Annotated in this window: 10 protein-coding genes; 7 read left to right on the forward strand and 3 right to left on the reverse strand. The window is 73.1% G+C overall.

Annotated features, from left to right (window positions below; genetic code table 11):
* Positions 1-322: 322 nt before the first annotated feature.
* Positions 323-1,183: an alpha/beta fold hydrolase gene (locus OG272_RS30660; protein WP_326578443.1), complete on the reverse strand. Its 861-nt coding sequence runs from the start codon at positions 1,181-1,183 to the stop codon at positions 323-325.
* Positions 1,184-1,826: 643 nt separating this feature from the next.
* Between OG272_RS30660 and OG272_RS30665 the strand changes: the two genes are divergently transcribed.
* Positions 1,827-2,243, forward strand: coding sequence for a cobalamin B12-binding domain-containing protein (locus tag OG272_RS30665; protein ID WP_326585658.1), 417 nt, complete (start codon positions 1,827-1,829; stop codon positions 2,241-2,243).
* 173 nt (positions 2,244-2,416) lie between these two features.
* Here the strand turns inward: OG272_RS30665 and OG272_RS30670 are convergent, their stop codons facing one another.
* Both OG272_RS30670 and OG272_RS30675 read right to left on the reverse strand, forming a co-directional pair.
* Positions 2,417-4,054: a DUF5691 domain-containing protein gene (locus tag OG272_RS30670; RefSeq protein WP_327728125.1), complete on the reverse strand. Its 1,638-nt coding sequence runs from the start codon at positions 4,052-4,054 to the stop codon at positions 2,417-2,419.
* 55 nt (positions 4,055-4,109) lie between these two features.
* Positions 4,110-5,486 carry an SWIM zinc finger family protein gene (locus OG272_RS30675; RefSeq protein WP_327728124.1) on the reverse strand — a complete coding sequence of 459 codons (1,377 nt, stop codon included), beginning with the start codon at positions 5,484-5,486 and terminating at the stop codon, positions 4,110-4,112.
* A gap of 133 nt (positions 5,487-5,619) precedes the next feature.
* On the opposite strand from OG272_RS30675, the gene OG272_RS30680 reads away from it, so the two are divergent.
* The 6 genes from OG272_RS30680 to sucC all read left to right on the forward strand — a co-directional run bounded on the left by OG272_RS30680 (position 5,620) and on the right by sucC (position 14,139).
* Positions 5,620-6,798 carry an AAA family ATPase gene (locus tag OG272_RS30680; RefSeq protein WP_327728123.1) on the forward strand — a complete coding sequence of 393 codons (1,179 nt, stop codon included), beginning with the start codon at positions 5,620-5,622 and terminating at the stop codon, positions 6,796-6,798.
* 41 nt (positions 6,799-6,839) lie between these two features.
* The gene (locus tag OG272_RS30685) at positions 6,840-9,269 is read left to right on the forward strand and encodes a DUF5682 family protein (protein ID WP_405896093.1); all 2,430 of its coding nucleotides are present in this window, start codon (positions 6,840-6,842) and stop codon (positions 9,267-9,269) included.
* A 154-nt stretch (positions 9,270-9,423) separates the two neighbouring features.
* The gene (locus tag OG272_RS30690; RefSeq protein WP_327728122.1) at positions 9,424-10,608 is read left to right on the forward strand and encodes a VWA domain-containing protein; all 1,185 of its coding nucleotides are present in this window, start codon (positions 9,424-9,426) and stop codon (positions 10,606-10,608) included.
* Positions 10,609-10,886: 278 nt separating this feature from the next.
* Positions 10,887-11,999, forward strand: coding sequence for a hypothetical protein (locus OG272_RS30695; RefSeq protein ID WP_405895296.1), 1,113 nt, complete (start codon positions 10,887-10,889; stop codon positions 11,997-11,999).
* Positions 12,000-12,370: 371 nt separating this feature from the next.
* Positions 12,371-12,535, forward strand: a complete 165-nt coding sequence (locus OG272_RS30700; protein WP_327728120.1) for a hypothetical protein — start codon at positions 12,371-12,373, stop codon at positions 12,533-12,535.
* 425 nt (positions 12,536-12,960) lie between these two features.
* Positions 12,961-14,139 (forward strand): ADP-forming succinate--CoA ligase subunit beta, encoded by a 1,179-nt coding sequence (gene sucC / locus OG272_RS30705; RefSeq protein WP_326578431.1) that lies wholly within the window; start codon positions 12,961-12,963, stop codon positions 14,137-14,139.
* The last annotated feature ends 18 nt before the right edge of the window (positions 14,140-14,157 follow it).

A 14,157-nucleotide genomic window follows, 5' to 3' on the forward strand; every position in this document is an offset into this window, starting at 1 on the left:
TCTTCAACGGGTTTCGCGCGCGCAGGAAACGGGCATTCGAGCGTCTTTCGGCGGTCTGTGGGCATGACTTTGGCTTTGCGTTCGAAGTTTGTTCGATAGTGGACTGCTGTGTGGGGGGTGTGGGACGCCCGTGCCGACAGGGCGGAGACGTTTCTCCGGGTGGTGGCGGGCCGGGGGTGGGGCGCGTTGTCGCCGTCGGGAGGGGTGTCGTGAGTCGGGCGCGTGGCGGGGGCGCATGGGCGTGCGCCACGTTTATCGCCTTACGTCCCCATTTCGCTGTCCTGTGACGAGCGTCACTGTGCTGTCGGCGGCGGTCGCCGGCTCATGCCACGGTCAGGCCGCCGGGGCGGGCGGTGGAGCGGGCGCCCGTCCGTGAGGTGTCCAGGGCCTGTCGTATCCCGGTGGCGACGGCGGGGTGCACGGGCAGGGCGAGATGGCCGATCCCGGTGACCCGGATGTTCTGCGCCATCAGGTCCGGGTGGTCGACACCGGCCGTCTCCAGCGGAACCATCACGTGGTCGAGGTCGCTCCAGAACGCCACGAAGTGCGTACGGCAGCCCGGCGCCGGCTCCCGCAGCTCCTCCAGCACCTTCGAACCCGGCCGCATCTGGCGGACGATCGGGTGCGCGTCCGCCAACGGCACGGCCCGGGTGCCGCCGTGCGGGGTGCCGAGCGTGACGAGCGTACGGACGCGGTGGTCACCGTCGAGCCGCTGCACGTAGTACCGCGCGATCAGTCCACCGAGGCTGTGCCCGACGACGTCCACCTGCTCCTGGCCCGTGCGCTCGCAGATGTCCTCGATGTGCCGGCCGAGCAGCTCGGCGGCGGCGCGGATGTCCCAGGTGAGAGGTGAGTAGTTGAGCGACTCGATGTGCCGGCCGCCGTGCTGCGCGAGGGAGCGGCGCAGCAGGACGAAGACCGAGCGGTTGTCGATGAAGCCGTGCAGCAGGACGACCGGGGGCCTCTCCTCGGTCGGCAGTCGGGGCGCGTCGGGTGGGGGGAGCGTGGGGGTGACCCGGCGCTCCTGCGTCATCCCGGACGGATAGAGCAGCAGATGCCCGGCGAGGATCGCCAACTCCAGGGCGGTCGCCTTGAGAAGGGTCATGGAAAGGCCTGCCGGCCTGGTGGGCAGGAACCGCTCACAGAGCGGAAGAAGGGGCGCGAGCGCCCTGGTGACCTTCATGCCCGACCTCCCGTCGGCAGACGGGTGGACGCCTCTGTCCCCCGTGTGCCCTAGTGGCGAGCCGGGGGCGGGCGGCGGACGGCGGGTGCGATGCGACGTGACGCGGTGCGTGTGGCGTGCGTGACGTGCGGTGCGTGTGCGACGTGTGAGGCGCCGATCACGCGACGAGGGTCCGGCTCTCCCGACTCCCCGCTGCCCTGCCCTCTGCCGTCTGCCGGTGCCGATCCGTCCCGTCCCCGTGGCCTCCCGCGGGCGGTGGATCGGTGCGGCACCCTTCCGACGACTCTCCTTGCGCACGCTTCCCCGTGGCGCGCACGCCGCGCGGGCCTCTGGCGGGCGGCCCGGAAACGGTCCGGATGCCGCGATCACCTCCGTGATCACCTAGGTCCCCGCGACGCGTGAGCCGCGGAAACGGGAGCAGTGCGCGGCGAACGTGTCCCACCGTGTGATTTCCCCCTCGCTCTCCGCCGCGAAACGGCCGGTTGCGGGATGCTGGAGATAACGTTCGTTCACTTCCTCGGGGCGCGGTGTGGGTAGGTGTTCTATGGACCGGAAACCGTGATGTGCGCGGTTTGCGTGGCTCGCTCGACATACGCGGCCGTGTTCCGTTATGGGTTGGTGTAGTCGTTTCATGGAGGCAGTGATGGGTGTGGCAGCCGGTCCGATCCGCGTGGTGGTGGCCAAGCCGGGACTCGACGGCCATGATCGCGGGGCCAAGGTGATCGCGCGGGCGCTGCGCGACGCCGGTATGGAGGTCATCTACACCGGCCTCCACCAGACTCCCGAGCAGATCGTCGACACCGCGATCCAGGAGGACGCCGACGCGATCGGCCTCTCCATCCTCTCCGGCGCCCACAACACGCTCTTCGCCGCCGTCATCGAACTCCTCAAGGAGCGCGACGCCGAGGACATCCTCGTCTTCGGCGGCGGCATCATCCCTGAGGCGGACATCGCGCCGCTGAAGGACAAGGGTGTCGCCGAGATCTTCACGCCGGGGGCGACGACGGCGTCGATCGTGGACTGGGTGCGGGCGAACGTACGCCAGCCCGCGGGGGCGTAGGCCGCCGGCTGTTCGGCCGCGGGTGCGTGGGGGCTGGTCGCGCGGTTCCTCGCCGCCCCTGCCTTTTCATGGGCGCGGCGAACTGCGCGAGAAGCCCCACCCGCGCGCAGTCGCTGATCCGCCCGCAGTCGCTGACGCGCCCGCCGCCGCCGACTCGCCCGCGCCCCCAACCCTCAGGCGGCTTCAGGTGGTTTTAGCTCACCTCGCATCGTCGCCCGCAATCGCAAGGTCGTCGCGAGCCGCTGAAACGCCTCGGCCCAGTAGCCACCGGCCCCCGGCGCCGAGTTCTCCGCGTCCTCCGGCGTCGCGGTGAGCGGTTCGAGCCGCACGGCCTCCGCGGGATCCAGGCAGCGCTCGGCCAGCCCCATCACCCCGCTGAAGCTCCAGGGGTAACTCCCCGCGTCCCGGGCGATGTTGAGCGCGTCCACCACGGCCCGCCCCAGCGGCGGAGCCCACGGCACCGCACAGACCCCGAGCAGCTGGAACGCCTCCGACAAGCCGTGCGTGGCGATGAACCCCGCCACCCACTCGGCCCGCTCGCCGTCCTCCAGCGTCGCCAGCAGCTTCGCCCGCTCGGCCAGCGACACGGCCCCCGGCCCGCCGGCCTCCGGTGTGGAGGGCGCCCCCAGCAACGCCCGCGACCACCCGGGATCCCGCTGGCGCACCGCCGCCCGGCACCACGCCCCGTGCAGCTCGCCCTGCCAGTCGTCCGCGACCGGCAACGCCACGATCTCCTCCGGCGTACGCCCCGCGAACCGCCGCGACCACGCCCCGAGCGGCGCCGCCTCCACCAACTGGCCCAGCCACCACGACCGTTCGCCCCGACCGGCCGGAGCCTTGGCCACCACGCCGTCACGCTCCATGCCGGGGTCGCACTCGTGCGGGGCCTCGACCACGATCGTGGCCGCACCGGCTGCCGTGGACGTGCTGCCCGTGCGGTCGACGGCCACACACGCGGTCGCCCGCTTCGCCATCCGCCGGGCGAGTGCCGAGTCGGGCAGCGCGGACAGCAACTCCGCGGCCGTGGCACGCACGTTCCGGCTGCGGTCGGTCAACGCGGCCTCCAGGAAGGGTTCGTCCGCCGCCTCCAGTCCCGTGCGAAGCGTGTCGAGGAACATCAGCCGGTCCTCGGCGCGCTCCGTCGACCAGGTGGACGCCAGCAACTCGCGTGCCGAGGCGGCGTCCCGGGCCCGTATCGCCGTCAGCAGGGCGACGCGCTCGGCGAACAGGCCCTCCTGCCACAGCTGTTGGACCCGCTCGGGCTCGTCCGGCCCGGGGGGTGCCGAGCCCCCGCCGGGCGCCGCACGCAGCGCGAAACGCCAGTCGGTGTTCAGCCGGGCCAGCCACAGCGCCCGCGCCCCCGCGAAGGCCAGCACGGCGGGACGCAGATCCGTCCGGCCGCGCGCCGCGTCCAGCAGCGCGGGCAGGACCTCCGCAGGCGCCGCGTAACCGTACGCGTTGGCCAGTGCCAGCCACTGGGGCAGCAGTTCCATCAGATCGGGCGCCGCGCCTCGGCGGCCGCCACCGGTGCCGGGCCGGTCGGCCAGCAACGTCGTCAGGCGCCGCATCGCCGCGAGCGGCAGCGGTGGCCGCCGCTCCGGCGCCGCCGGCTCCGGCCGCGCCGCCGCCCGCACCGGCCGTATCCCCGCCCTGCGCCGCACGGTCTCCACGGCCGCCGCGTCCAGCAACGCCACGGGCGCCTCCCGGCCGGACACCGCCCAGGGCGGCGTACGACGATCCGTGCCGAGCAACGCGGTGGTGACCAGCTCTTCCCAGGAGGGCCCCGCCGAGGATTCCGAGATGCCGGTCATGAGGTTCCTTCCGTATGCCACGAACCGCTGCTCCCGCCGCTGCCTCCGCCTGCCCTCAGCACAGCGCCACCGCCTGCCCGATCGCCTCCCGCGCACCCTCCGGCTCCGCCGCCCATGCCGTCAGAGGGGTGAAGCCCTGGTGGCCGCACTCGCCGAAGACCGTGACGGGTGCACCGCCGGAGAGGGCGACGAGGCGCCACAGGCCGGGACGGGAGCGGGCGAAGGGGGTGAGGGGGAGGGCGAGGTCGCCGTCGGCGTCGGCCAGTTGCCAGGAGTCGCCGTCCGGGGCGGGTATGACGCGGGTGAGGGTGACCGGGTGGGAGTCGAGCCAGGGGTCGTCCCGCAGGGCCGCGCCGTAACGGGCCGCCGCTTCGGACGGAGTGGTCCCCGGCGGTCGTACCGCGGTGGGCTCGGGCGCGGTGAAGAGCTCGCCCAGGGCCGCTCGCAGCTGTCCCGTGCCCGGGTACGCCGAGACCTCCGCCTCGAAGGCCAGACCGACCGGGAGCGACAGCTCGGGGGCGCGGCCGGCGGCTCCGTAGGAGAGGAGCAGCGCGGTACGGCCCGACTCGACGCCGTGCAGCCAGACGCGGCGGGTGGTGAGGCGGGAGTCGGACGTGTCGTACTGGGCGAGGGTGAGCCAGCGGTCGCGGACCGGTGGGCCGTCCGGGGAGCCGGGCAGCCCGATCCGGGAGCGGACCGTCGCCGCGAGGCCCTCCGGGAGCCGGTCACGGCGCAGCCAGCCCTGGTCGAGGAGATGGAGGAGAGCGCACTCCTCGAGGAGGCGGACGGGCCGACCGGGGCCCGAGCCCGGTATCGCGCCCAACTCCCGCACCCGGGCCGCCAGTCCGGGGGCCTGGGCGTCGACCATGCGGGCCGCCGTCTCCTCCCACAGCCCGTATCCCGCCTGTTCCGCGGCGGCCAGGCCGCCGCGGAACAGGTCGGTCAGGCGCTGTTCGAGCTCCGCCGCGCCCGCGGTGATCCGGTCGGCGCGCCGCTCCGCTCGGCGACGCGCCGCCTCGGGGTCAGCGGACGTGGCCCCAGATGCCGCGTCCGTCCTCGTCGTCCTCTCCGCTGCGCGCGTGCGGCGGCCTGCAAGCCACTGCTGCGCCCAGTCCGGCGCCTGCCCAGCCGGCACCGCGGCGTCGTCGCCCGCCCAGAGCAGGAGCAGCCCCAGCGCATGCTTGCACGGGAACTTCCTGCTCGGACAACTGCACTTGTAGGCGGGCCCGGTGGAGTCCGCCACGTCGATGATCGTCTGATACGGCTTGCTGCCACTTCCTTTGCACAGTCCCCACACCGTCCCCTCGTACGAACTGCCAGCACCCGACCACGGCCCGGCCGCGGCGAGTTTGCTTCCGGCTTTGCGCGACGCTGCGTCAGGTGCCAATGCCAGCACCTGCTCAGCCGTCCAGCGCACCCCCTGCTGAGTCATGTTCCGAAGGTAGATCCCACCACTGACAATTGGCTTGCGCGATCCAATTTCCGCAGGTCAGACTGGATTGTCAGTGGCGTGGTGCAGTGTGGTCACCAGATCAGAACCGGCCGAGCTGGAGGGGGACTCAGCCATGCCTGCGTCCATTGGAACGACCACCGTCGACCCGAGCCACAACCAGTCCGCGCCCGCGAACACGCACACGGGTGCGCGGGAGGACGCGCGTACGGGCGGCGAGGTCCTGCGGGCACACGCCGAGCACGCGTTCGCCGATGAACTGGCCCTGCTGGCCGCCCAGGACGACCGGCCCCGGCCGGCCCGCTGGAAGCTCTCTCCGTGGGCCGTCGCCACCTATCTGCTCGGCGGGACGCTGCCGGACGGCACGGTGATCACCCCGAAGTACGTCGGGCCGCGTCGCATCGTCGAGGTCGCCGTCACCACGCTCGCCACCGACCGCGCGCTGCTCCTGCTCGGCGTGCCCGGCACCGCCAAGACCTGGGTGTCCGAGCACCTGGCGGCGGCCGTCAGCGGCGACTCCACCCTGCTCGTGCAGGGCACCGCGGGCACACCGGAGGAGGCGATCCGCTACGGCTGGAACTACGCGCAGCTGCTCGCCCACGGTCCGAGCCGCGACGCCCTGGTGCCCAGCCCCGTCATGCGGGCCATGGCGGAGGGCATGACGGCCCGCGTCGAGGAGCTGACCCGCATCCCGGCCGACGTCCAGGACACGCTGATCACGATCCTGTCCGAGAAGACGCTGCCGATACCGGAGCTGGGGCAGGAGGTGCAGGCGGTCCGGGGCTTCAACCTCATCGCCACGGCCAACGACCGCGACCGCGGCGTCAACGACCTGTCGAGCGCCCTGCGCCGCCGCTTCAACACCGTGGTGCTGCCGCTGCCGGAGAGCGCCGACGCCGAGGTGGACATCGTCTCGCGCCGCGTCGACCAGATCGGCCGCTCCCTCGACCTGCCGGCCGTGCCCGACGGCGTCGACGAGATCCGCCGCGTCGTCACGGTCTTCCGCGAACTGCGCGACGGCGTCACGACGGACGGCCGTACGAAGCTGAAGTCGCCCAGCGGCACGCTCTCCACCGCCGAGGCGATCTCCGTCGTCACGGGCGGGCTCGCCCTCGCCGCCCACTTCGGTGACGGCGTCCTGCGCGCCTCCGACGTCGCCGCCGGCCTCCTCGGCGCCGTCGTCCGCGACCCCGCCGCCGACCGTGTCATCTGGCGGGAGTACCTCGAAGCCGTCGTCCGCGAGCGCCCCGGCTGGACGGACTTCTACCGCGCCTGCCGCGAGGTGAGCGCGTGACGGGGTGGCGGCAGGGAGCGCCGGAGACCGGCGGCGACGCCCTGGCCGACACGGTGGGCCGGGCGGCCGGAGAGGGGCCGTTGTTGTTGGGGGTGCGGCATCACGGGCCGGGGTCCGCGCGGGCGGTGCGGGCCGTGCTGGATGCGGCTCGGCCCCGGGTCGTGCTGATCGAGGGGCCACCGGAGGCGGACGCGCTCATTCCGCTCGCCGCCGACGAATCCATGCGGCCCCCGGTCGCGCTCCTCGCCCACGCGGTCGACGAGCCCGGCCGCTCCTCCTTCTGGCCCCTCGCCGAGTTCTCCCCGGAGTGGGTGGCCATCCGCTGGGCCCTGGCCCACGGGGTCCAGGCCCGCTTCATCGACCTGCCGGCCGCGCATTCGCTCGCCTGGGGGAGGGAGGAGGCTGCCGCCGCCGAGCCGGACGGGCCGACCTCGCAGCCGGAGGAGGCCACCGGGGAAGCGCCGCCGGACGAGGCCGCGGTCCCGGCCGAGCGCGCGGCGGAGGAGGCCGTCCGGGTCGATCCGCTCGCCGCGCTCGCCGAAGCCGCCGGGTATGACGACGCCGAGCGCTGGTGGGAGGACGTGGTCGAGCACAGGGGGACGGGCCGGGACGTCTTCGCTCCGTTCGCCGTGCTGGAGGAGGCCATGGGGGCGCTCCGGGAGGTGTACGGGACCGGCGGGCGTGACCGGGATCCGGTGCGCGAGGCGTACATGCGCTCGCAGATCCGGGCCGCGCAGAAGGAGTTCGGGGACGACGGCGTGGCCGTCGTGTGCGGGGCCTGGCATGTGCCCGCACTGCGGGAGAAGCGGACCGTGGTCGCCGACCGGGCGTTGCTGAAGGGGCTGCCCAAGGTCAAGGCCGACATGACCTGGGTGCCGTGGACCAACCGGAGACTGGCCCGGGCCGGCGGTTACGGCGCGGGCATCGACTCACCGGGCTGGTACGGGCATCTGTTCGGCGCGCCCGACCGCCCCGTGGAGCGGTGGCTGACCAAGGTGGCGGGGCTGCTGCGCGAGGAGGACCGGATCGTCTCCTCCGCGCATGTCATCGAGGCGGTACGGCTGGCCGAGACGCTCGCCGCGATGCGCGGGCGCCCGCTGCCGGGCCTGACCGAGACCACCGACGCCGTACGGGCGGTGATGTGCGACGGCTCGGACGTGCCGCTGTCGCTGGTGCGCGACCGACTGGTCGTCGGCGATGTGCTGGGAGAGGTACCCGAGTCGGCGCCGGCGGTGCCGCTGCAGCGGGACCTCACGAGGCTCCAGCGGCGGCTGCGGCTCAAGGCGGAGGCTCTGGAGCGGGAGTTGGAGCTCGACCTGCGGAAGGAGAACGACGCGGAGCGCAGCCGGCTGCTGCACCGGCTGCGGCTGCTCGGCGTCGAGTGGGGCGAGCCGACGACCTCGCGCGGCAGCACGGGCACCTTCCGGGAGGCCTGGCGGCTGCACTGGGAGCCGGAGCTGTCGGTGCGGGTCGCCGAGGCCGGGGTCTGGGGGACCACCGTGCTGTCGGCGACGACCGCCAAGGCCGAGGCCGACGCCGTCACGGCCCGTTCGCTCGCCGACATCACCGGCCTCGCCGAGCGCTGCCTCCTCGCCGGACTTCCCGACGCCCTGCCCGTGGTGATGAGGGTCCTCGCCGACCGAGCCGCCCTCGACACCGACGTCGGCCACCTCGCCCAGGCCCTCCCTGCCCTGGTCCGCTCCCTCCGCTACGGCGACGTCCGCGCCACCGACACCCGGGCGCTCGCGGAGGTCGCCGCGGGACTCGCGGAGCGCGTCTTCGTCGGGCTGCCGCCCGCGTGCGCCGCGCTCGACGCGGAGGCGGCACAGGAGATGCGCCGCCATGTGGACGCCGTGCACGGGGCGGTGGGGCTCCTCGGCGACACCGCCCCGGGGGAGCGGGCGCCACGGGACGGCGACATCCGGAGCCGGTGGCACTCGGTGCTCCACGTCCTCTCCGGGCGGGACACGGTGCCGGGTGTCATCCGGGGGCGGGCCGTACGACTCCTGCTGGACGACGGGGAGTTGGCGCAGGACGACGCGGCCCGGCTGATGGGGCTCGTGCTGTCGCCGGGGACGGCACCCGCCGACGCGGCGGCGTGGATCGAGGGGTTCGTCGGCGGCGGCTCGGGCGGCGGGATGCTGCTCGTCCACGACGAACGGCTCCTCGGCCTGGTGGACACCTGGCTGACCGGGGTGCCGGGGGACGCGTTCACGGACGTACTGCCGCTGCTGCGGCGGACGTTCTCGGCGTACGAAGCCGGAGTGCGCCGGACGCTCGGCGAGCTGGTGCGGCGCGGACCGGGGCAGCGGGGGAGCGCAACGGCCGGCGGGTCCGGCATACCGGGCTTCGCCGACGAGTTCGACAGCGACCGCGCGGACGCGGTGCTGCCGGTGGTGCGGCTGCTGCTCGGCCTGGACGGCGGCCGGGACAGCGCCGACGACAACGACCTTGTGGGGGTGGCGGGATGACGACCGACGGACAGAGCAGGCCGAGGCAGGCCGCCGAAGCGGTGGACGCCGGGGACGGGCACGGGCGCGGACAGCGGTTCCGGTCGGACACCGGTCGGACGACGACCGTGCCGGTGATGCCGCTCTGGGCCCGTCCTCGGACGGGGGCGCGCGGATGACGACCGGGGCGACGGGGACGACAGGGCCGGAGTCGGACGCGGCCGACGAGCGGTTGCGGCGCTGGCGGCTCGTGCTGGGCGGGGACTCGGCGGACGGGACCGGGTGCGCGCTCGGTGGGCGCGACGCGGCGATGGACCAGGCGTTGGCCGCGCTGTACGGGAAGGGGGACAAGTCGCGGGCGGCACAGGACCGTTCGGCGGGGCTCGGGGCGTCGGCGCCGTCCGTCGCCCGGTGGCTGGGGGACATCCGGACGTACTTCCCCTCCTCCGTCGTCCAGGTCATGCAGCGGGACGCCATCGACCGCCTCGGGCTGTCCGCACTGCTGCTGGAGCCGGAGATGTTGGAGGCGGTGGAGGCGGACGTCCACCTCGTCGGCACCCTCCTCTCCCTCAACAAGGCCATGCCGGAGACGACGAAGGAGACCGCGCGGGCCGTCGTACGGAAGGTCGTCGAGGACCTGGAGAAGCGGCTCGCGACCCGCACCCGGGCCACCCTCACCGGCGCCCTCGACCGCAGTGCCCGCGTCAACCGGCCGCGCCACCACGACATCGACTGGAACCGCACGATCGCGGCCAACCTCAAGAACTACCTGCCGGAGTACCGGACGGTGGTGCCCGAGCGGCTCATCGGGTACGGGCGGGCCTCGCAGTCGGTGAAGAAGGAGGTCGTCCTCTGCATCGACCAGTCGGGGTCGATGGCGGCGTCCGTCGTCTACGCGTCGGTGTTCGGGGCGGTCCTGGCGTCCATGCGGTCCATCAGCACCCGGCTCGTCGTCTTCGACACGGCGGTCGTCGACCTCACGGACCAGCTCGACGACCCGGTCGACGTCCTCTTCGGCACCCAGCTCGGCGGTGGCACGGACATCAACAGGGCACTCGCGTACTGCCAGTCGCAGATCACCCGGCCCGCGGACACGGTGGTCGTGCTGATCAGCGACCTCTACGAGGGCGGAATCCGCGACGAGATGCTGAAGCGGGTGGCGGCGATGAAGGCGTCGGGGGTGCAGTTCGTGACGCTGCTCGCGCTCTCCGACGAAGGAGCGCCGGCGTACGACCGCGACCACGCGGCGGCCCTCGCGGCCCTCGGCGCACCGGCGTTCGCCTGCACGCCCGACCTCTTCCCGGAGGTGATGGCGGCGGCGATCGAGAAGCGGCCGTTGCCGATACCTGACCGGGCGTGAAGGGGTGTACGGGGCCGGGGAGTTCGACCGCGCCGGGGTGCGCGGCTCGGGGCCGGTCGCGGGTGAACGGGGGCCGCGACCGCCGCGGCAGGAGGTGATCCGGACAAGGGAGGTTGAAAAGCGGACATGAGAACGCATCGGTGACATGGGGCTTGCGCGACGGCAGGAGTCCCGTGCGAGGATCGGCAACACTTCACAGCCTTCACACGGGTGTTCGCATCTCGCGCATCTTCGCCCCGTACTCCGCCGTTCCGTCGCACGGGAGGGTCCTCCCCGTTTTGACTTCAGCAGCCGCACTTCCCGGTGCCGGTGCCGTCCTGCGCGTGGTGCGCGGGGCCGCCGGGCGCCGTCTGGTGCAGGTGGCGCTGTTGGTGGGTGGGCTGTTCGTGCTGGGCGTTCTCTGCGGGGAGCGGGCGAGCGCGGCCGAGGGGACGCCGACTTCGTCGCTTCTCCCGACCGCCGTCACCGCGATCACCGGGACGGCCGGCCACGCGCTGCCGCCGGTCGGCGCGCATGTCGTCGCACCGGTCGCGCGGGACGTGGCCGAGCCGGTCACCGGACGGGCGGTGCGGTCAACCACCGAGCGGGTCGCGCGGCCGGTCACCGAGCGGGCGGTACAGCCGGTCACCGAGCAGGTCGCGCGGCCGGTCACCGAGGACGTCGTGCAGCCGGTGGTCGACCCGGTGCTGCGGCCGGTCACCGAGCACGTGGCGCGGCCGGTCACCGAGCACGTCGTACAGCCGGCGGCCGAGCATGTTCTGCGGCCGGTTGTCGAGGACGTGGTGCGGCCGGTCACCGATTCGGTGGTGCTGCCGGTCGCCGAGGGTGTCGTGGTGCCGGTGGGTGATCTCGTGGAGTCGGTCACCGAGGGGCTGGCCGGGGCGACGTCGCTGCCCGGGATACCGGGGCTTCCGGAGGTGCCGGAGCTGCCCGGGTGGACCACGTTGCCGGTGGAGACGCCGCCCGTCGACGCGACGCCGCTGGAGCCGGGGCGGGCGGGGGCCGAGAGGCCGGGCTCCACCGTAGACGTTGACGGCGGCAGGAACGGCGAGCCTGCTTCCCGTTCGGCTTCCGTCGCGTACGGGCCGAATGCGGTGGCCGGTGGTGCGCCGGCCAGCGGTGCGGTGGCCGTCACGGCTCCGCACCGGCACGTCGGTGTCGGGGGCTCCGCCGTCGTGCGGGTGCCCGCGCAGCAGAACCCCGGCGGTCTTCCGACGGGCAGCCTCGGCTGGCACTCCGCCGTCGACAACGGCGGGCCGCGGCACGCCGAGTCGTATGCCGTCGCGTCTCCCGACCCGGCGCCGGCGAGCCTCGTGCCCGGCGCCCCCGCCACCGACGCCGCGGACGGGACCCGGGACCGGCACCGGGACATCCCCGAGTTCCCCGGCTAGGGCCGGCCTCCTTCCGCCGCCAGGCCGGTCGCGCGGAGACGGACCACGTCCGCCCGCCGTCCGGGCGCCTCTCCCCCTTGTGGAGCCGGGCTTCCGGAGGCCCCGCACGTCGGCCCGTCGAAGCGGGAACCGCGACCTCGCCGGAATGACGGAGCTGTAGTGCCGGGCGCACAGCCGCCGGTCCCCGACTCCCGGATCCCGACGACTCCCGGATCCCGACGGAAGCGGCGTCACGCGTCGCGGCCCGGCACCCGATCCCGCCACCTGCTCCCGCCATCCGATCCCGGCACCGGTCCTCACGACGTGCCCCACGCGCCCCCCGACACACACCGGCTCCCTGGACCCGGCTCCCCGAAGGAACTGACGCACGCATGAACAAGAAGACCCGCCGCTTCATCGTGACGGCCCTCGACGACGCCGAGACGACGGTCGGGCACGCGGTCGGCGGAGCCGGGAATGTCGCCGCTCCGGCGGACGTCGTGTCCTCTCCCTCGGCGCACCCACCCCCACCCCCACCCTCGCCCCCGCCCCCGTAAGGCGGTCACGGACAACCGATCCTCCGGCTGAAACCCGGACAGCCGAAAGCCGTCGGCCTGGTCCGGGCGGACGCCGGGGGGTGGTGACGGGCGGTCTCCCATGGGGAGGAGATCACCCGTCGGGGGCCCTTCAAAGTCAGTGAAGGGCCTCGTGGGGACCTCACCGGACGTACCCCCGTCCGGTGAGGTCCCGCATACGCGGCACGCGGTGCCAGTGAGCGCGGCATCATGTGACAGGTATCACCGCTCAGGTGTGACCCGCGATTTAGGGGCCTCCCGGAAGCAGCGATAACCTGCGAGACGGACATGCCGCGCGCTCGGACACCGTGTGCGCCTCCCTTGTGACTCTCGGCGGACGTCACGTTGCCCTTCGCGGCACGCCCACGCATCAGACGAACCGCGATCACTGATAGGGACGGAAGCGCGTGGACCTGTTCGAGTACCAGGCGAGGGACCTCTTCGCCAAGCACGGTGTACCGGTGCTGGCCGGTGAAGTCATCGACACGCCTGAGGCGGCGCGCGAGATCACCGAGCGGCTGGGCGGCAAGTCCGTCGTCAAGGCGCAGGTGAAGGTCGGTGGTCGAGGCAAGGCCGGCGGCGTCAAGCTCGCCGCAACCCCGGACGAGGCCGTCGCCCGTTCGACGGACATTCTCGGGATGGACATCAAGGGCCACACGGTCCACAAGGTGATGATCGCCGAGACCGCTCCGGAAATCGTCGAGGAGTACTACGTCTCCTACCTCCTCGACCGCACCAACCGCACCTTCCTCTCCATCGCCTCCGTCGAGGGCGGCATGGAGATCGAGGAGGTCGCGGCCAACCGCCCCGAGGCGGTCGCCAAGACCCCCATCGACGCCAACGAGGGTGTGACCCCCGCCAAGGCGCGCGAGATCGTCGAGGCCGCGAACTTCCCGGCCGAGGTCGCCGACAAGATCGCCGACATCCTCGTCACCCTGTGGAAGACCTTCATCGAGGAGGACGCCCTCCTCGTCGAGGTCAACCCGCTGGCGAAGGTCGCCTCCGGTGACGTCATCGCCCTCGACGGCAAGGTCTCCCTGGACGAGAACGCGGACTTCCGCCACCCCGACCACGAGGAGCTCGTCGACCACGCGGCCGCGAACCCCCTTGAGGCCGCGGCCAAGGAGAAGAACCTCAACTACGTCAAGCTCGACGGTGAGGTCGGCATCATCGGCAACGGCGCGGGTCTCGTCATGAGCACCCTGGACGTCGTCGCGTACGCCGGTGAGAACCACGGTGGCGTCAAGCCGGCCAACTTCCTCGACATCGGCGGTGGCGCCTCCGCCGCCGTCATGGCGAACGGCCTGGAGATCATCCTCGGCGACCCGGACGTCAAGTCCGTGTTCGTCAACGTCTTCGGTGGCATCACCGCCTGTGACGAGGTCGCCAACGGCATCGTGCAGGCGCTGCAGCTGCTCGCGGACAGGGGCGAGGCAGTCACCAAGCCCCTCGTCGTCCGCCTCGACGGCAACAACGCCGAGCTGGGTCGCAAGATCCTCTCCGACGCCAACCACCCGCTGGTCCAGCGCGTGGACACCATGGACGGCGCGGCCGACAAGGCCGCCGAGCTCGCGGCTGCGAAGTAAGGACGAGGGAAAACAGCC

Origin of the sequence: Streptomyces sp. NBC_00104 (assembly GCF_045160825.1) — a bacterium.
In the GTDB taxonomy this organism is placed as follows: Bacteria; Actinomycetota; Actinomycetes; order Streptomycetales; family Streptomycetaceae; genus Streptomyces.

Bases quoted from the DNA above. Each gene is read 5' to 3' on its own strand.
- OG272_RS30665 (WP_326585658.1), top strand. From the start codon at position 1,827: ATGGGTGTGGCAGCCGGTCCGATCCGCGTGGTGGTGGCCAAGCCGGGA.
- OG272_RS30680 (WP_327728123.1), top strand. From the start codon at position 5,620: ATGCCTGCGTCCATTGGAACGACCACCGTCGACCCGAGCCACAACCAG.
- OG272_RS30690 (WP_327728122.1), top strand. From the start codon at position 9,424: ATGACGACCGGGGCGACGGGGACGACAGGGCCGGAGTCGGACGCGGCC.
- OG272_RS30660 (WP_326578443.1), bottom strand. From the start codon at position 1,183: ATGAAGGTCACCAGGGCGCTCGCGCCCCTTCTTCCGCTCTGTGAGCGG.
- OG272_RS30670 (WP_327728125.1), bottom strand. From the start codon at position 4,054: ATGACCGGCATCTCGGAATCCTCGGCGGGGCCCTCCTGGGAAGAGCTG.
- OG272_RS30700 (WP_327728120.1), top strand. From the start codon at position 12,371: ATGAACAAGAAGACCCGCCGCTTCATCGTGACGGCCCTCGACGACGCC.
- OG272_RS30675 (WP_327728124.1), bottom strand. From the start codon at position 5,486: ATGACTCAGCAGGGGGTGCGCTGGACGGCTGAGCAGGTGCTGGCATTG.